Consider the following 16679-nt stretch of genomic DNA (forward strand, 5'->3'; position numbering starts at 1 on the left):
ATGCGACTTGTATCACAAGTTACCAAAGCGGCATATTAGGCACTGTAACCTCTTGTTTCCCCTCGCGCCATTGTCGTGCTTGTCGGTGCATCGAAGCCCACTGGGGATCCTGCCATTCAAGGCAGTTTCATCTGTGGAGCCGAAAAAATGAGTACCTACGTCATCGTCGAAGAGCCGGGCGACTGGCCCTGCCATGCCGATTATCTGCTGACCGCCCGCACCTACCTGCAACACGGGGTGCCCACCACCGGCGGCCGCCCCCGCATCATCAACCTCTGCCGCAATCTGGAGCACCTCAGTGCCGGCTACTACTGCTCGCTGCTGGCCCAGGCCCGCGGCCACCACTGCCTGCCGGGTCTGCAGGCCATCAGCCAGCTGCAACCCCAGCAGCCGCCGGCCAAGCTGTGGCGCAAGCTGCAGGGCTGGCTGGCCCAGCAGAGTGAAGACCGAATCCGGGTGCGCGCCATCTTCGGCCAGTGCGAACAGAGCGAGCTGGCGGGACTGGCCCGCTACTACTACGGCCTCAGCCAGCTGCCGCTGCAAGAGCTGACCCTCAAGCGCGGCCGCCACGGCTGGTCGGTGCGCCAGCAGCAGAGCCTATCACCGCTGGAACTGAGCACGAGCGAGAAAGAGTTGATGCTGCACCACGCCCAGGCACTGGTGGGCACCGGCGACGAGGAGCAGGCGGCGCCGCTCTATCAGCTCGCCATTCTGGTCGACCCCAACGACGGCCGCGCCAGCAGCGATGCGCTGGCGCTGGAGCGCTTCATCCAGGCGGCCGCGGCGCAGGGGATCCGGGCCGAGATCCTGGCGCCGTCCGCCATCGAACGGCTGCCGGAGTTCGACACCCTCTGGCTGCGCTCCGAAACCGCGGTGGGCCACTACACCTTCGAATTTGCCCGCCGCGCCGAGCAGCTCAAGATGCCGGTGATCGACAGCTCCCGCGCCATCCTCGCCTGCAGCAACAAGCTCTACCTCTACGAGCTGATGGTGCGCAGCGGCGTGCCCATGCCGCCCACCATGGTGGTGACCCGCCGCGGCCGCCACCACGTGGACGAGCTGGTGCAGCGGCTCGGCCTGCCGCTGATGGTGAAGGTGCCCGACGGGGCGCAGGGGCGCGATCTGGCCATGGCCAGCGACGAGCAACAACTGGCCCGCCTGCTGGATGAGGGGCTGGCCCGCTCCGCCCTGCTGCTGGTGCAGAGCCGGATCCCCGCCGAGTTCGACTGGCGCATCGGCTTTCTCGACGGCTCGCCGCTGTTTGCCTGCCGCCGTTTCCGCCCCGAGCCCGGCAACCGCATCCGCCGCCGCAAGCACCCCCTCGACATGAGCCGCATCGAGGCACTGCCGCTCAACGAGGTGCCGGAGCGGGTGCTGCAAACCGCCAGGCGCGCCGTGCACCAGCTCGGCAACGGCCTGTTCGGGGTCGACCTGCGCCAGCAGGGGCGTGACTGCGTGCTGCTGGAAATCATCGACAATCCCTGGATACGTGGCGATATTGAGGACAGAGAGGCAAAGGACCTCTACGAGCGCCTCGCCCGGGCCTTCCGCCAGCGGCTGGAAAACCGGGGGCAGAGCGCGGCCGGATAACAAGCATCGAGAGCAGAGGTGGATATGATGACGACTGATTGGTGGGACATAGCGCCCCTTGGCTGGGAGAACATCCTGGTCTGTCTGGTGTGCGGCACCCTGGTAGGGCTGGAGCGGCAACTGCGCGGCAAGCCGGTCGGCATCCGCACCTCCTCGCTCATCATCCTCGGCACCTACTGCTTTCTCGCCATCGGTGCCGCCGTCAGCCCCCAGAGCGCCGATCAGGCGCGGGTGCTGGGCCAGCTCATCACCGGCATCGGCTTTCTCGGCGCCGGGGTGATGATGACCCGGGATGGGCAGGTACTGGGGGTCACCTCCGCCGCCACCGTCTGGATGCTGGCCGCCCTCGGCGCCCTCATCGGCATGCAGATGCTGCACCAGGCGCTGCTGCTCACCGGCGTTACCCTCTCCATCCTGGTAGGGGTGGACTACCTGGAGACCAGCTTCAAGAGCCTGCGCCGCGGGGTGCACAACCGGCTGGAGAGCTGGCGGCACGGCAATGGCCACACTCAGGCCGCCCCCCATCAGGACGAGCTGGGCAGCGGCATCGAGAAGTAGCCTCCCCCATGAAAAAGGGCTCCATAACGGAGCCCTTTTTGTTGCCAGCCTCGCTCAGCGCACCAGCAGGAAGCGGCCGCTCAGCGGCGGCAAATCCACCGTCACGCTGCTGCCGCCGATGGCCAGGCTCTCGCCACTTTGCAGATCCACCAGGGCGCTGGCACTGCGCAGCTTGCCGACCGGCACCGCGTAACTCTGGGGCGTGCTTGAGACGTTGAGCAGGTAGACTACTTGCTCCGCCGCCGTCTGCTTGATGTCGCCATAGACGCTGCCCTCGGCCACCAGCTTGACCCGCTCCCCCTGATAGAGGGCGGGGTGGGCGGCACGCAGGGCCAGCAGCTGGCTGAGCCACTGTTTCAGATCGCTCTGCTCGCTGCTCGGCACAAAGCCGGTGGCACCCGGCACCTTGCCATCGCTGCGGGCCACGTGATCGTCACAGAGCCCCTGCGCGGCGCAGTCGCCACCCACCTGCTGGGCAAAGCCCGGCACTTCGTCGCCAAACTCCTCGCCGTAGTAGAGGGTGATGGGGCCGGAGCGGGCCGCCAGGAAGCTGAAGGCCGCCTTGTGACGCTGCCAGTAGTCCGCCGGATTGAAGTTGCCGCGCTCCAGCAGATCGCCGAAGCGCACCAGATCGTGGTTACCCAGCATCAGGTTGGGCATGGCGTGGTTCGGGTAGTTCTCCACCTTGTTCCAGCTGGCGTCGAGCACGCTGGCCCCCTGACCGCCCTTGCCGGACTCCTCCACCGCCAGCGCCTGCACCAGACCGTAGCGCAGCGGGAAGTCGAACGCCGAAGAGAGCGCCGGGTTGTCGCTCGGCCCATACGCCTGGGCGCGGATCTCGTCGGCGCCCTTCCACACCTCGCCCACCATGTAGCCGAGGGTGCCCCACTGCTGGCCGGCGGCCTTGCGCGCCGCGCTGGCCCGCTCCACTTCGCTGCGAATGGCGCGCCAGTCGTCGAGGCCGAGCTGGTAGGCCTGATCGAGGCGCCAGCCGTCGATGCCGTACTGCTCGACCCAGTAGCGGGCCACCTCCTTGAAGTAGGCCAGGCTCTGGGGCTGGCTGTAATCCACCAGCTGGCCGGGATAACCGGCCCCGCCGCTCTTGAGGGCGGGCAGCCGTCCCTCGGGCGAGGGCTTGCTCACCCCCACCTTGTTGACGTGACCGAACACCCCGTCGAGGAAGACGTAGAGGCCACGCTGATGCGCCCCGTCCACCAGCTGCTTGAGCTGGACATTGCTGCCGAAGTTGGGGTCCACGTTGAAGAAGTCACAGGCGAAGTAGCCGGTGGCATCGAGCTTGTCGTCACCGCCTTGCCCCGCGCAGGAGTCGAACACCGGGGTCAGCCAGATGGCGTTGACGTTGAGGCTCTTGATGTGGTCCAGGCTGTCGATGATCCCCTGCAGATCGCCGTTGTGCTGGGAGGGGCCGTAGCCGACGCCGTAGTTGGCGCTGCCGTCGCCATCGACGAACGACTCCACCATCACCTGGTAGGTGCGCAGGTTGCAGGCCGGCTGATCATTGCCGTAGCAGGCGCGGCTGGCGGTGGCCGGCGGCGGGTTGGTGACCGGGGGCTGCTGGGGCTCGCTGGAGCCGCTCCCGCCTCCGCTGCCGCAAGCCGTCAATAACAGGGCGGCCCCGATGAGGCCGCCATGACGCAACGTTCCTTGTTTCATTGTTATGTTCCCGCTGTGGTGGTATCGGCGCCCAAAGCGCCACACTGGGGCCATGATAGCGGCCCCGCCCACACGGGTCTGTGACTGAAAACGTTACCTGGCTCAGTCGGTTGGCGCGCCGACCTAGAGCACGCCGGCCGAGGCGAAACGGTAACTGACCGAGAGCCAGTAGGCGCGGCCCGGCTCAGGAATCCGCCCCACCTGCTCGTAGCCCAGCCCGGCCTGACTGGCATGTACCGACTTGGAGAGGTGCTCGTAGTAGAAGGTGTCGAACAGGTTGTCGACTCCGGCCGACAGCTGCCAGCCCGGCTGGAACTGCCAGGCGGCGCTCAGGTTCATGGTGAAGAAGCCTGGGGTCTCCCCCTGATCCTGGCCGGCTACCGTGCCGGAGCCCACATCGACCCGCTCCTGCGCGGCCACGGCGCGGCCCAGCAGGGTCAGGTTCCACGCCTCGGCCGGCTGCCAGCCCAGCGCCAGCTTGCCATCGAGCGGCGGCATCTGGGCCAGCGGCTGGTGATCGCTCTGGTTTTCGCCGTAGACCACCGCCAGACCGCCATCGAGGCGCCACTGCTCGGCAAACTGCCAGCGCCCTTCCAGCTCGCCACCGCGGGTCTGGGCGTCGATGTTGCGCACCTTGTTCGACTTGTTGTTATAGAGCAGGTAGTCCTGAATGTCGGCGCTAAAGAGGGAGAGGGTCAGATCCAGTTCGCGACTGCGCAGGGCCAGCCCCGCATCCCACTGGCGGCTGCGCTCCGGGTTGAGGGTGAAGGGCACGCTGTCCTTGCTGCGCTCCCAGTAGTCCGGCGCCCGTTTCGCCTGGCCCCAGGCCAGGTAGCTCGACCAGGCCGGCGACCACTGGTATTCGTAGCGGCCAAAGCCGCTGTCCAGGGTCAGGGTATCGCTGTAGAGGGTCTGATCCCCCGCGCCGTAACGGGTGGTCTCGACCCTGTCCTGCCGGTAACCTCCCTTGTAGCTGTGGGCCCCCTGCTGACGGCCCAGCTCGGCGAAGCCGCCCTGCTGCTCGAAGCGCAGGGTGCGCTGACGCGGCTGGCTGGCGTAATCCACCCCGCTGCGGGCCCTGTGCTGATCCCGGTTGGTATCCAGCCCGGCGGTCAGCAGCCAGTCGGCCGGCAGGGCGATGTCGTTGGCCCAGCGCCCACCGGTGTTGCGCCGGTCCGGGTTGGAGAGCATCTTCATGCCGCTGTTCGGGCGCAGGCTGAAGTTGTCCATGATGTGGTCGATGTCGTTGTCCCACAGGGTCAGCTCGCTGCGCTGCCAGTGGCGGCTGATCTGCTCCTGCCTGAGCTTGAGGCCGAAGGATTCGCGGTCAAACATGGGGCCGTCCATGGTGCGATCCGCATAGGCGGCGCGGGCGTTGCTGCGCTCGGCGGTGAGTTCCAGCCAGGTGTGCTCACTGGGCGTCCAGCCAAGCTGGGCAGTGCCGTTCTCGCGCCGGTAGAAAGAGCGCACCTTGTCGCCATGGCCGTCGCGATAGTCATCGCTGTCGGAGTGGGTGAACTGGCCGCGCAGATAGCCCTGTGTCGCCCCCACGGTGGCATCCAGCATCTGGTCGTCGCGCCCGAAGCTGCCATAGAGCGCCGACGCCTCTGCCTTGACGCCGGGGGCGGTGAACTCGGGCCTGTCCCGCTCGAACAGCACGGTACCCGCCAGGGTCGCTCCCTGTTCGAGGGATTGCGGCCCCTTCAGCACCCGGATCCGATCGAAAGATTGAGGAAAGACGTAGGCAGTGGGCGGGTCCATCCGGCCGCCGCAGCCACCGGCCAGCATGCCGCCATCCATCTGCACGTTGAGGCGGGACATGCCCATCCCCCGCAGCACGGGATCGCCGCCCAGCCCCCCCTTGCGCACCATGCTCATGCCGGTGACGTTCTTGAGGTAACCGGCGCCATCGGCCGCCGGCATGGGGGAGCCCGGCTTCTTGGGATCCAGGGTCACCTCCAGGGTGCTGGCGGGGCGACTGGCGACCACCACCATGGGCTCCAGTTGCTGGACCGGCTCTTGGCCGGCGGCACCGTGACAGGCGAAACCGCCCACCAGCAGGGCCAGCGGGGTGCGCATATGACAAGCCATACTCTTTCCTTATCTCTTTGTTTATTTTATTTTTTTAATTTCAACCAACAAACCATTCAGCTGCTGGAAGGTTTGCCGTCAGGCTGCAAAAAAGGCCTGCGGCGCGGTGGCGGCAAGCCCTCAGAGGCGAAGCCAAGCTAGGGTTGGCAAAATGTTGCGCAGGTTTTACCCAAATTGGGTGAGGAAGGCAAACGCTCAAACATTCCCGCTACAGGAATCTTGGTGTGGCTCACAAAAACAGGGGGTTAGCTGAACGCTTCCCGCTCGTCGATGGGCTTGATCAGGTGATAGACCTCGTGGGCCGACAGAATGCAGCCAGCGGGCCACTCCAGCTGGTGGTGGCGATTGATGAAGACCCGGGCGCAACGCCGCTCCGAATCCAGCGCCGCGAACAGCGGCTGGGTGCGCCAGGGGGTCAGGTCCAGCGCCCCCGTGGTACCGTCCGAGAGCACCACGAACAGGCTCCACCCTTGCAAATATTCCACATCGATAAAGACCGGCATCCCTTCGGCTCCGATTGAGAAAATTCGGCGCCATTATAGATAAGCCCCCCGCACCGCTTTGCCGGCAGGATCACAGTTTTTCCAGCCGTTTATGCTGTCTTCGATCCCTGCGCGCCCTCACATAAAAATCATAAATCGTGCCAAAACATCCTTTTAAACAGCACCTACACGCAACCTTTCCCCGGGCCCGCTGTCATAACCCTGCAATATAAGAACAATGCGCCCGTGGACGGGTGCAAACAGGCTTGTAGGAACAACAATGACCACTATCAGACGATGGCTGGGACCGTTTTGGCCCATCGCCGTTTTTTCATTGATCGCGCTAGTCTCTCTCTCCATCAGCCGGCTCGCGCTCGGCCTCTGGCAGCTGGAGCGGGTCGACGCCGTCGCCGGCTGGCAGGAGATGCTGCTGCAGGGGCTGCGGGTCGACTTCGCCACCCTCTGCTGGCTGTGGGGCGTGCCCGCCGTGTTCACCCTGCTGCTGGCCGGCCCCCATGCCGTGGGCCGTGCCTGGCTGCAGCTCATCCGGGTCTGGCTGACCCTGGGGCTCTGGCTGCTGCTCTTCCTGGAGATCTCCACCCCCTCCTTCGTGACCGAGTACGGAGTGCGGCCCAACCGCCTCTACATCGAATACCTCATCTACCCCAAAGAGGTGTTCGCCATGCTGTGGGCCGGCCGCAAGGGCGAACTGCTGCTGGCACTGCTGTTCAGCGGTGCCGTGCTGGCGGGCGGCTGGTGGCTGAGCGGCCGCTTGCTGCGCGGCATCAGCTTCCCGCGCTGGTACTGGCGGCCCGCCTTCGCCCTGCTGATCCTGGCCATCGGTTTTCTCGGTGCCCGCTCCAGCCTGGGTCACCGCGCCCTCAACCCGGCCATGGTGGCGTTTGCCAGCGATCCGCTGGTCAATGCGCTCACCGTCAACTCCTCCTACTCCCTGTTCTTCGCCATCAAGCAGATGCGGGCCGAGGAGGATGCCAGCCAGTTCTACGGCGAGCTGCCCCGTCAGCGCATTCTGGATCTGGTTCGCCAGGAGAGCGGGCGCGAATCCCATGAATTCAGCTCCGACACCCTGCCCAGCCAGACCTTCAACGAGGCCAGCTACGGCGGCAAGCCGAAGAACCTGGTGATCCTGCTGCAGGAGAGCCTGGGCGCCCAGTTCGTCGGCTCCCTCGGCGGCCTGCCGCTCACCCCCAACATCGATGCCTTGTCGAAAGAGGGTTGGGCGTTCGAGCAGCTCTACGCCACCGGTACCCGCTCGGTGCGCGGCATCGAGGCGGTACTGACCGGCTTCACGCCGACCCCGGCCCAGGCCGTGGTCAAGCTCGGCCGCAGCCAGACCAACTTCTTCACCATCGCCGATCTGCTCAAGCAACGGGGCTACGACACCAGCTTCATCTACGGCGGCGAGAGCCACTTCGACAACATGCGCAGCTTCTTCCTCGGCAACGGCTTCACCACCATCGTCGAGCAGAAGGACTTCAAGAACCCTGTGTTCGAGGGCTCCTGGGGCGCCTCTGACGAAGATCTGATGGCCAAGGCCGACGAGACCTTCCGGGCGCTCAGCAAGCAGGGCAAACCCTTCTTCAGCCTGGTGTTCAGCTCGAGCAACCACGATCCGTTCGAGTTTCCCGACGATCGCATCACCCTCTATGAGCAGCCCAAGCAGACCCGCAACAACGCCGCCAAGTACGCGGACTACGCCATCGGCGAGTTCTTCAAGAAGGCGAAGCAGTCGGACTACTGGAAGGACACCCTGTTCCTGGTCATTGCCGATCACGACAGCCGGGTCAGCGGCGCCAGCCTGGTGCCTATCCCCCGCTTCCACATTCCGGGCGTCATAGTGGGTGACGGCATAGCGCCGAGACAGGATCCGCGCATCGTCAGCCAGATCGACATGGCGCCGACCCTGCTCTCCCTGATGGGGGTCAGCGCCGACTACCCCATGCTCGGCAAGGATCTGACCCGCATGCCCGCCGACTGGCCGGGGCGCGCCATCATGCAGTACGACAAGAACTTCGCCCTGATGCGCGGCAAGGACGTGGTGATCCTGCAGCCGGAACGAGCGCCGGAAGGCTTCATCTATGAGGATGCGACAGAGACGCTCACCCCGGCGCCGCAGCCGGCCACCATGAAGGATGCGGCCCTCGGCCTGGCGCTCTGGGGCAGCCTCGCCTACCAGCAGGGGCTCTACCGGACGGCGCCGGATACCCGCACCGTGCTGAACTGAGCGCCATAAAACAAAACCCGCCGATTGGCGGGTTTTTTGGAGGAGGCTGACGGGGCATCAGGTGTTGAGGAAGCAGGGCAGCGAACGGCTGAACTTGTGCTCAAACACCAGCGAGGTCTCCAGGTGCACCACCTCTTCGCGGGAGGTGAAGTGATCGAACACGAAGTTGCGCAGGTGCTCGGTGTCGGCGACGCACAGATGCACCAGGAAGTCATCCTTGCCACCCATGTGGAACAGGCTGATCACCTCGGGCAGGGCCAGGATGGCGTCGCGAAACGCATCGATGATCTGGCGGCTGTGGCGGGCCAGTTGCAGCGACACCATGGCCTGGATGTGACCGCCGAGGGCCTGGTAATCCACCTCGCAGTGGGCGCCCTTGAGCACCCCGTCCTGCTGCAGCTTGCGTACCCGTTCCAGACAGGTGGACGGCGCCACCCCGACCAGCGCGGCCAGATCCTTGTTGGTCATGCCCGCATCGCGAAACAGATGGGCCAGGATATCCAAATCCAGTTGATCCAGGTTTCTCATCTTTACTCCTTGAACCGCTCAATTTTTTAGACTCTGCCCGTAAACCGGGCCGAACACAACGCAGATTGACATCGGGGCCGCGCCCCCTATGCTTTGGCGCACTCAAAAACCGGGTCAGGCCCGGCTTGCCTCGCCGTTGCTGGCGTCATAAGGATCTTTATGCACCCGTCTCACCCCTTCTGGAGCCAGGAAGTCCCCCGCGTCGATGGCCAACTGCTGCTGACCCCCTGCCCCGGCACCCAGCAGGTGGCGCTGCCACTGGCGTTGGGCCAGCTCAAGCTGGCCGGGGCACACGGCGTGCTGACCATGATGACCGACGCCGAACTGGCCCGGCTCGAACTGGGCACGCTTGGCCAGCAGATCGAGGCCGCCGGCATGCGCTGGTTCCAGCTGGCCATCGAGGACGATCAGGCTCCCGATGCCGCCTTCGAAGCTGCCTGGCGGCGGGCTCTGCCAGACCTCATAGGACTGCTGCGGGACGGCAAGCACCTGGTCATCCACTGCAAGGGCGGCAGCGGCCGCACCGGGCTGGTGGCGGCGGCCCTGCTGATGAGTCTGGGCCAGCCCCAGCAGGAGGCGATGGCCGCCATCCGGGCCCACCGGCCCAAGGCCTTCACCCTGGCCTGCCACCGCCAATGGCTCGACGGGCTGGCGGCGCGGCTGGCAGAGGACGACTGAGCAATTCCCTACCTCGATGGCGAGTTCTGCTGATAGGTAAACACCTTGCCGATATCCTCGACGCGATAGCTGGTGAGCTGATAGACGTAGTAGTTGAGCCAGTTGGAAAACAGCAGGTGACCGTGGCTGCGCCAGCTGGCGCGCGGGGTCCGGGTCGGGTCGTTGTCCGGGTAGTAGTTGACCGGAATGACCGGCGCAAGCCCGGCCGCCAGATCCCGCTGGTATTCGCCATCCAGGGTCAGCGCATCGTATTCCGGGTGACCGGTGACGAACACCTGACGACAATCCTTGGTGGCCGCCAGATAGACCCCGGCCTCTGCCGATTCGGCAAAGATCTGCAGATCGGTGTGGGCGCGGATGAGATCCCCGTCGAACGCCGCATAGCGGGAGTGAGGCGCCACGAACTCGTCGTCGAAGCCGCGCAGCAGCGGTTCGTGCTCGTCGAGCCGGTGGTGGCGATAGACCCCGGACAGCTTCTCGCCGTGGGTCTGCTTCTCCATGCCGTACAGGGCTTTCAGAGCCGCCTGCACCGCCCAGCAGAGGAACAGGGTGGAGGTCACGTGCTGATGGGACCACTCGATGATCTCGACGATGCGCGGCCAGTAGACCACCTCCTCGAACTCCACCAGCCCGAGCGGCGCCCCCGTGATGATCATGCCGTCGTAGTTGTTGCCGCGCACCTGTTCGAAGTCGTGATAGAAGTTCTCCAGGTGCGCCTGGGGCGTGTTCTTCGACTCCCGATCGTCGATGCGCAGCAGATCCACGTCCACCTGCAACGGCGAGTTGGAGAGCATCCGCATCAGCTGGATCTCGGTTTCAATCTTCTTGGGCATCAGGTTGAGGATCAACACCCGCAGCGGGCGGATGTTCTGGGTGACGGCCCTGGATTCCGTCATCACGAAGATGTTCTCCTGCCCCAGCACTTCGGCGGCGGGTAACTGATCCGGGATCTTGATCGGCATGCTTACTCCCTGTACTGCATCGGTAAATATGTCTGGACATCCAGAAGCCTATAATAAAGCACCCACCCTGTCATCAGATACCTTTTGTATTCACCCCCACCTTTGACTAGCATACGGCTCAGTGTGTCTCTCGCATCCAAGACAATGACAGGTATCAAGATTTCAGTAGACCGGCTGCAAGTCGGCAATTACGTTTCTCTGCCACTTGGCTGGCGCGAACACCCCTTCCTGTTTTCCAGCTTCAAACTAAAGAATGAAGAGGAGATCGAGCTCATTCGCCGGCTCGGTCTCAAGCTCGTGACCATCATCCCCGACAAGAGCGACGCCCCGCCCAAGCCGCTGAACCAGATCCAGGCCCAGCCGGTAGAGGCGCCGGATACCTCCCAGCGTCAGGCCGAAATGCAGTTGGAGAAGGAGCGCCGCATCGAGCAGTTGCAGCAGTATCGCCGCGATCTGCAGCAGTGCGAGAAGCAGTTCCAGCAGTCGCTGGCCCAGGTGCGCAACGTGATGAGCAAGATCCAGTCCCGCCCCCTCAACGCCATCGGCGAGGCGCAGGAGCTGATCAACGCCATGACCGAGCAACTGCTGTCGGTGGACGAGATGGTGCTGCACCTGGTCTCCGACAGCGAGGACGGCAACAACCTCTACTTCCACTCCCTCAACGTCAGCGTGCTCAGCATGCTGCTGGCCAAGGAGTGCAACATGTCGGCCGACGAGATCCGCCAGGTCGGCATGGGGGCCCTGTTCCACGACATCGGCAAGCTGAAGATCCCGAGCCAGATCCTGCGCAAGACCGAGCCGCTCACCAAGCCGGAGCAGAACCTGATGGCCCAGCACCCGCGCTACGGGCTGGATCTGCTCAATCTGGCCAAGGACTTCCCGGCCGAGGCGAAGGGCATAGTGCTGCACCACCACGAATACCTGGACGGCAGCGGGCCGGAGGGGCTCAAGAAGGGGCAGCTCGATCCGCTCACCCAGATTGTGTCGCTGATCAACGAGTACGATAACCTCTGCCACATGCAGGCCAAGGTGCCCTACTCGGCCCTGAGCGGCCTCTACAAGCAGCGCAAGGCCCAGTTCAATCCCGAGTATCTCAGCATGCTGATCCGGCTGATGGGGATCTACCCGCCCGGCAGCGTGGTCCAGCTCTCCAACGGCCAGGTGGGGCTGGTGATGTCGGTCAACGCCTCCCGCCTGCTCTACCCCTCTGTGCTGGTGTACGATCCCCGCATCCCGCGCCAGGAGGCGGCCATTATCGACCTGCAGCAGGCCGAACTGTCGATCGCCAAGGTGATCCATCCCAAACGGCTGCCGCCGGCGGTGTTTGAGTACCTCAACCCGCGCACCCGCATCAGCTACTACTTCGAACACACCAAGCCCTGATCGACCCGGCCACTCGGTGGCCGCCCCCCAGTCCAGCCGTCAGCCCCGAGGAGCCCGCCATGCGCATCGAAATCATCAGCACCGGAGACGAAATAGTGACGGGCCTGGTGGTGGACACCAACGCCGCCTGGCTCAGCGCCCTGCTGCTGGAGCAGGGCTGGCAGGTGCGCCGCCGCGTCACCGTGGGGGACAACATCAAGGACTTGAAGGCCGTGCTGGCAGAGAGCGCCAGCCGCGCCGAGGTGGTGCTGGTGTGCGGCGGGCTCGGCCCCACCGCCGACGATCTCACCGCCCAGGCGGCAGCCGAAGCCTTCGACCAGCCGCTCACCCTGTTCCCGGACTGGCTCGCCACCATCGAAGCGCGCTACGCCAGCCGCGGCAGGCCCATGCCCGCCAGCAACGCCAAACAGGCCTGGCTGCCACAGGGGTGCGAGATCCTCGACAACCCGGTCGGCACCGCCTGCGGCTTTGTGGTCACCCCCACAGGCCACCAGGGCCCAAGCCGGCTCTTCTTCACCCCGGGCGTGCCGTTCGAATTCAAGCAGATGGTGCACGAGCAGATCATGCCGCGCCTCAAGGTACTGGCCGGCGAGCAGACCGACACCGAACTGCGCCGTTTTTATACCTTCGGCGTCTCGGAGTCGGCCCTCAGCGACATGCTGGATGCCGCGCCCTGGCCCGCCGGCATCGAGCTCGGCTATCGCTCCTCCATGCCGCTCATCGAGCTGAAGCTTATTGGCCACGGCGCCAGCGCGGCGGACATGAACGCCGCCGAGGCGCGGCTGCTCGCCGCCATCGAGCCCTGCCTGGTAGGACGGGGCGATAAGGAGCCGGCGCGGCAGATCCTGGATCTGCTGGGGGGTAAACCGCTGACGCTGCAGGAGGGGGAGAGCCGCGGCGCCCTGCTGGCCATGTGCCACCCGCATCCCGCCCTGACGGCCGGCTTCAGCCACGCCCTGGCCCACGAGCTGGCGCAACTGGCGGCGCCTGCAGCCCCCCTCAGCCTGACCATAGGCAACTCGGGCCCGGACGGCGTGCCGCTGCTGCTCTGCGTCGATGGGCAACTGTACGGCCAGACCCTCAAGGTCAGCCACCCGGATCCCGACAGCGGTCGCCGGATCCTCGCCTTCGCCGCCCTCGACATGCTGCGCCGCCAGCTGCAGGGCTTGCCTGTGCTCGGCGACTACCGCACCCTGGCCCGCACCGCCAGCCGCTAACAACCAGCAGCAAGCAGCAAGCAGCAAGCAGCAAGCAGCAAGCAGCCAGGTTCTCACCCCTCGCGGGGCATCAATCCAGACTCTTCTTGAAGCGATGGGCGGCCAGGGTCAGCACCAGCAGGGTGAACCCCGCCAGCCAGAGCACGTCAGGCAGCAGCTCGGCGAGCTCGCCACCGCGCAGCACTATGCCCCGGATCAGCCGCATGAAGTGGGTGGCCGGCAACACCTCGGCAATCCACTGGGCCGGCAGCGGCATCCCCTCGTAGGGGAACATGAAGCCCGACAGCAGGATCGAGGGCAGCAGGATGAACACCGTCATCTGCATCGCCTGCAGCTGGGTCTGCGCCAGGGTGGAGATGAGCAGCCCCAGGGTCAGGCTGGCGGCAATGAACAGCAAGGTCGCCAGCAGCACCTGGCTCAGGGCGCCGTTGATGGGCACGTCGAAGATGAAGTGGCCGAGCCCGAGGATGATGGCCACCTGGATCAGCCCCACCCCGATATAGGGCAGGATCTTGCCCAGCATCAGCTCCATCGAGCCGACCGGGGTAGTGATGAGCAGCTCCAGATTGCCGCGCTCCCGTTCGCGCACTATGGCTGCCGAGGTGAACATGATCATGGTCATGGTGAGGATCACCCCGAGCAGGCCGGGCACTATGTTGACCGCCGAACGGCGCGCCGGGTTGAAGTAGAGCACGGTCTCGAAGGTGGGGGGGGCCGTCTTGAGGTCGGGTTTCAGATCGGAGAGCGGCATGTTGCGAAGGCCGAGCAGGGCCCCGGCGATCATGGTGTCCGAGCCATCCACCAACCACTGCCCCGCCGTCTCGCCGGCGCTGAGCCGGCGGCTCAGATCGGCGGGCAACACCAGCACGGCGCGCACCTCGCCCCGGGTCAGCGCCGCCTCGGCCTGCTGCACCCCGACGTATTGCTGCTTGATGCGCACCACCTGGCTCGCCTTCACCGCCTCCACCAGCAGCCGGCCCGGCACGCTCTGGCTCATCTCCACCAGCCCCACCGGGATCTGGCGTACGTCGGTGTTGATGGCGTAACCGAACAGCAGCAGCTGGATCAGCGGGATCATCACCACCATGCCGAAGGTCAGCCTGTCTCTGGCCAATTGCCTGAGTTCTTTCTGGGTGATGGCCCAGAGCCGTCGCAGACTGTTCATGCCCTCGGCTCCTGACCGGTACAGCTGACGAACACATCCTCCAGACTGGGTCTGACCAGCGCCAGACTGGCCCCGGCCAACGCCGGGCAGGCCTGCTGCAGCCAGGCTACCGGCTCCGCCAGCTCCTTGTCCACCAGCACCCGCAAGCGCTGGCCGAGCTGGGCGGCGGAGCGCACCGGCACCAGCTGCACCAGCTGCTGTTTGAGCAGCCGCAGATCGGCGGCCAGCACCTCCACCACCTGGGTGCTCATGGCGTCCATCAGCGCCTGCGGCGCCCCCTGGGCGCGCACCCTCCCCGCCTCCATGATGGCAAGCTGATGGCAGCGCTCCGCCTCGTCCATGTAGTGGGTGGTCACCAGTATGGTGGTGCCCCCTTCGCTCAGATCGAACAGCTTCTCCCAGAAATCGCGCCGGTTCTGCGGATCCACCGCCGAGGTGGGTTCGTCCAGCAGCAGCAGCGCCGGCCGGTGGATCACTGCCGCCGCTAGCGCCAGCCGCTGCTTCTGGCCGCCGCTCATGGCGCCGGCCCGCTGCCGGGCCAGCGGCGCCAGCTCATAGGTGGCCAGCAGCTCGTGCAGGCGGGCAGCCAGCACGGCGCCCCCCATGCCGTGGATCCGGCCCATGAACTCCAGGTTCTCCCAGGCGGTCAGCTCGTCATAGAGGGAGAACTTCTGGGTCATGTAACCGATCTGCCGGCGCAGGGTCTCGGCCTCGCGCGGGATGTGCAGCCCCAGCACCTCCACCTCCCCCGCCGAGGGGGTGAGCAGGCCGGTCAGCATGCGCAGGGTGGTGGATTTGCCGCAACCGTTGGGGCCGAGAAAACCGTGGATCTGCCCCTTGGGCACGCAGAGATCCAGCCCGTCCACCGCCAGAAAATCGCCGAAACGGCGGCTCACCCCCAGCGCCCGGATCGCCAGCTCACTCATGGCCCTCTCCCTGCGCGGCGGGTTCGGCCTGCAGCGGCAGGCCGCTCGGCAGCTCCTGCGCCCCCGCCGGCAGATCGATCTCGGCCAGATAGACCAGCCGGGCCCTGTCCTGCTCGTTGAGGGCGTAGTAAGGGGTAAAGGCGGGCTCTTTCGAGATCCAGCGCAATCGGCCGGTGAAGGGCTCCGCCACCCCGTCCACCTGCACCCGCACCGGCTGGCCGACCCGGTAACCGGCGAGGGAGGGCTCGGGCACATAGACCCGGGCGTAAGGCGCCTCGTCCGCCTGGATGGCGGCCAGCACGGCGCCGACCGCGACCCGCTCGCCGAGGTGATAGGGCAGGCTGTCGAGCCGGCCGCTGCGGGTGGCGACGATGGAGAGATCCGCCAGCTCCCGCTCGGCCAGCGCCACCTCGGCGGTGGCGGCCAGCAAGGCGGCCTGCGCTTCGTCGATATCTTCGCGCCGCACCCCGCGCGCCAGCTTGTCGAGCTGCTGGCGGGCACCGTCCTGCTCGGCCAGGGCGCTGTCGCGCTGGGCGCGGGCCTTGTCGAGATCCGCCGGGCTCACCAGCTTGCGGCGTACCAGCCGGTCGATCCGCTCAAAGTTGCGCTCGCTCTCCCTGACGTTGGCCTGCGCCTTGTCGAGGCTGGCGCGGGCGGCGGCGATGTCTTCCGGTCGCTCGCCATTGGTCAGCCGGGCCAAGGCGGCCCGCGCCTGTGCCTGTTGGGCCCTGGCGCGGGCCAGCACCGCCTGCTGACGCCGGTCATCGAGCCGGGCCAGCAGGGTGCCCTCCTCCACCCGGCTGCCCTCCGTCACCGGCAGGGCGCGGATGATCTCGCCGGCGGTGGCGGTCAGCAGCACCCGGTCTCGTTCCAGGGTGCCGAGGGCCGTGGTGGATGCCTGTGGCTGGCAGGCGCTAAGCAGGCCCGTCAGGGCCAGGGGCAGCAGACAATGACGCAAGGTCGACACTCCTCTCACGGTGGCGGATCCGCCCGGGGGCACTCCCTTCACCCGCCGGATGGCAGCCGCTAGCGGCTGGCAGACGGGCTCATGGTGTCGTCAGCATACTCCCTGTTACTTTTCATTTCCTCGTCCCAGCTCACCCATTTGTGCTTAGCTCATTGACCAAAAAGGAGAAATGTCTGGATACTGCAGACCAGCACCATGTTGATGATTCGCATT

General features: G+C 65.8%; 14 protein-coding genes. 6 read left to right on the plus strand and 8 right to left on the minus strand.

The features are described from left to right. Positions 1-147: 147 nt before the first annotated feature. Positions 148-1590, plus strand: a complete 1443-nt coding sequence (locus tag ACB032_RS17600) for a RimK family alpha-L-glutamate ligase (RefSeq protein ID WP_011704470.1) — start codon at positions 148-150, stop codon at positions 1588-1590. Between the two features lie 24 nt (positions 1591-1614). Further along, positions 1615-2148 (plus strand): MgtC/SapB family protein, encoded by a 534-nt coding sequence (locus tag ACB032_RS17605; protein WP_043167986.1) that lies wholly within the window; start codon positions 1615-1617, stop codon positions 2146-2148. A 54-nt stretch (positions 2149-2202) separates the two neighbouring features. Here the strand turns inward: ACB032_RS17605 and ACB032_RS17610 are convergent, their stop codons facing one another. From ACB032_RS17610 to ACB032_RS17620, 3 genes are all read right to left on the minus strand, one after another. After that, entirely contained in the window at positions 2203-3822 is a 1620-nt protein-coding gene (locus ACB032_RS17610; protein WP_371138434.1) for an alpha-amylase family glycosyl hydrolase, read from the minus strand. Positions 3823-3945: 123 nt separating this feature from the next. Further along, positions 3946-5913, minus strand: coding sequence for a TonB-dependent copper receptor (locus tag ACB032_RS17615; protein WP_371138435.1), 1968 nt, complete (start codon positions 5911-5913; stop codon positions 3946-3948). A gap of 245 nt (positions 5914-6158) precedes the next feature. After that, positions 6159-6416: a DUF2442 domain-containing protein gene (locus ACB032_RS17620; RefSeq protein WP_011704466.1), complete on the minus strand. Its 258-nt coding sequence runs from the start codon at positions 6414-6416 to the stop codon at positions 6159-6161. A gap of 259 nt (positions 6417-6675) precedes the next feature. On the opposite strand from ACB032_RS17620, the gene ACB032_RS17625 reads away from it, so the two are divergent. Continuing rightward, the gene (locus tag ACB032_RS17625; RefSeq protein WP_206819240.1) at positions 6676-8640 is read left to right on the plus strand and encodes an LTA synthase family protein; all 1965 of its coding nucleotides are present in this window, start codon (positions 6676-6678) and stop codon (positions 8638-8640) included. A gap of 57 nt (positions 8641-8697) precedes the next feature. Here ACB032_RS17625 and ACB032_RS17630 read toward each other — a convergent pair whose 3' ends face one another. Next, on the minus strand, positions 8698-9168 hold the full coding sequence (locus ACB032_RS17630) for an Lrp/AsnC family transcriptional regulator (RefSeq protein ID WP_011704464.1): 471 nt from the start codon (positions 9166-9168) through the stop codon (positions 8698-8700). Between the two features lie 159 nt (positions 9169-9327). Here ACB032_RS17630 and ACB032_RS17635 point away from each other — a divergent pair, with 159 nt between their 5' ends. After that, positions 9328-9846 carry a cyclin-dependent kinase inhibitor 3 family protein gene (locus ACB032_RS17635; RefSeq protein ID WP_371138436.1) on the plus strand — a complete coding sequence of 173 codons (519 nt, stop codon included), beginning with the start codon at positions 9328-9330 and terminating at the stop codon, positions 9844-9846. An 8-nt stretch (positions 9847-9854) separates the two neighbouring features. Here ACB032_RS17635 and metA read toward each other — a convergent pair whose 3' ends face one another. Continuing rightward, positions 9855-10808, minus strand: coding sequence for a homoserine O-succinyltransferase (gene metA / locus ACB032_RS17640; protein WP_017408885.1), 954 nt, complete (start codon positions 10806-10808; stop codon positions 9855-9857). Positions 10809-10952: 144 nt separating this feature from the next. On the opposite strand from metA, the gene ACB032_RS17645 reads away from it, so the two are divergent. Both ACB032_RS17645 and ACB032_RS17650 read left to right on the plus strand, forming a co-directional pair. Continuing rightward, positions 10953-12191, plus strand: coding sequence for a DUF3391 domain-containing protein (locus ACB032_RS17645; protein ID WP_016349264.1), 1239 nt, complete (start codon positions 10953-10955; stop codon positions 12189-12191). Between the two features lie 59 nt (positions 12192-12250). After that, complete coding sequence (locus ACB032_RS17650; RefSeq protein ID WP_371138437.1) at positions 12251-13408, plus strand: competence/damage-inducible protein A; 1158 nt, start codon at positions 12251-12253, stop codon at positions 13406-13408. A gap of 70 nt (positions 13409-13478) precedes the next feature. Here the strand turns inward: ACB032_RS17650 and ACB032_RS17655 are convergent, their stop codons facing one another. Genes ACB032_RS17655 through ACB032_RS17665 form a run of 3 tightly spaced genes read right to left on the minus strand, consistent with a single transcriptional unit; the run spans position 13479 to position 16466 of the window. Continuing rightward, positions 13479-14573, minus strand: coding sequence for an ABC transporter permease (locus ACB032_RS17655; protein ID WP_139707212.1), 1095 nt, complete (start codon positions 14571-14573; stop codon positions 13479-13481). Next, positions 14570-15499, minus strand: coding sequence for an ABC transporter ATP-binding protein (locus ACB032_RS17660; RefSeq protein WP_371138438.1), 930 nt, complete (start codon positions 15497-15499; stop codon positions 14570-14572). The genes ACB032_RS17655 and ACB032_RS17660 overlap by 4 nt, the downstream gene beginning before the upstream one ends. Next, positions 15492-16466 carry an HlyD family secretion protein gene (locus ACB032_RS17665; RefSeq protein WP_371138502.1) on the minus strand — a complete coding sequence of 325 codons (975 nt, stop codon included), beginning with the start codon at positions 16464-16466 and terminating at the stop codon, positions 15492-15494. Before ACB032_RS17665 ends, ACB032_RS17660 begins: the two co-directional genes overlap by 8 nt. Between the last annotated feature and the right edge of the window lie 213 nt (positions 16467-16679).

Source organism: Aeromonas sp. S5(2024) (assembly GCF_041403025.1).
Classification (GTDB): Bacteria; Pseudomonadota; Gammaproteobacteria; order Enterobacterales; family Aeromonadaceae; genus Aeromonas; species Aeromonas hydrophila.

Bases quoted from the DNA above. Each gene is read 5' to 3' on its own strand.
- ACB032_RS17600 (WP_011704470.1), top strand. From the start codon at position 148: ATGAGTACCTACGTCATCGTCGAAGAGCCGGGCGACTGGCCCTGCCAT.
- ACB032_RS17615 (WP_371138435.1), bottom strand. From the start codon at position 5,913: ATGGCTTGTCATATGCGCACCCCGCTGGCCCTGCTGGTGGGCGGTTTC.
- ACB032_RS17650 (WP_371138437.1), top strand. From the start codon at position 12,251: ATGCGCATCGAAATCATCAGCACCGGAGACGAAATAGTGACGGGCCTG.
- ACB032_RS17660 (WP_371138438.1), bottom strand. From the start codon at position 15,499: ATGAGTGAGCTGGCGATCCGGGCGCTGGGGGTGAGCCGCCGTTTCGGC.
- ACB032_RS17625 (WP_206819240.1), top strand. From the start codon at position 6,676: ATGACCACTATCAGACGATGGCTGGGACCGTTTTGGCCCATCGCCGTT.
- ACB032_RS17620 (WP_011704466.1), bottom strand. From the start codon at position 6,416: ATGCCGGTCTTTATCGATGTGGAATATTTGCAAGGGTGGAGCCTGTTC.
- ACB032_RS17630 (WP_011704464.1), bottom strand. From the start codon at position 9,168: ATGAGAAACCTGGATCAACTGGATTTGGATATCCTGGCCCATCTGTTT.
- ACB032_RS17645 (WP_016349264.1), top strand. From the start codon at position 10,953: ATGACAGGTATCAAGATTTCAGTAGACCGGCTGCAAGTCGGCAATTAC.
- ACB032_RS17635 (WP_371138436.1), top strand. From the start codon at position 9,328: ATGCACCCGTCTCACCCCTTCTGGAGCCAGGAAGTCCCCCGCGTCGAT.
- ACB032_RS17605 (WP_043167986.1), top strand. From the start codon at position 1,615: ATGATGACGACTGATTGGTGGGACATAGCGCCCCTTGGCTGGGAGAAC.
- ACB032_RS17655 (WP_139707212.1), bottom strand. From the start codon at position 14,573: ATGAACAGTCTGCGACGGCTCTGGGCCATCACCCAGAAAGAACTCAGG.
- ACB032_RS17610 (WP_371138434.1), bottom strand. From the start codon at position 3,822: ATGAAACAAGGAACGTTGCGTCATGGCGGCCTCATCGGGGCCGCCCTG.
- metA (WP_017408885.1), bottom strand. From the start codon at position 10,808: ATGCCGATCAAGATCCCGGATCAGTTACCCGCCGCCGAAGTGCTGGGG.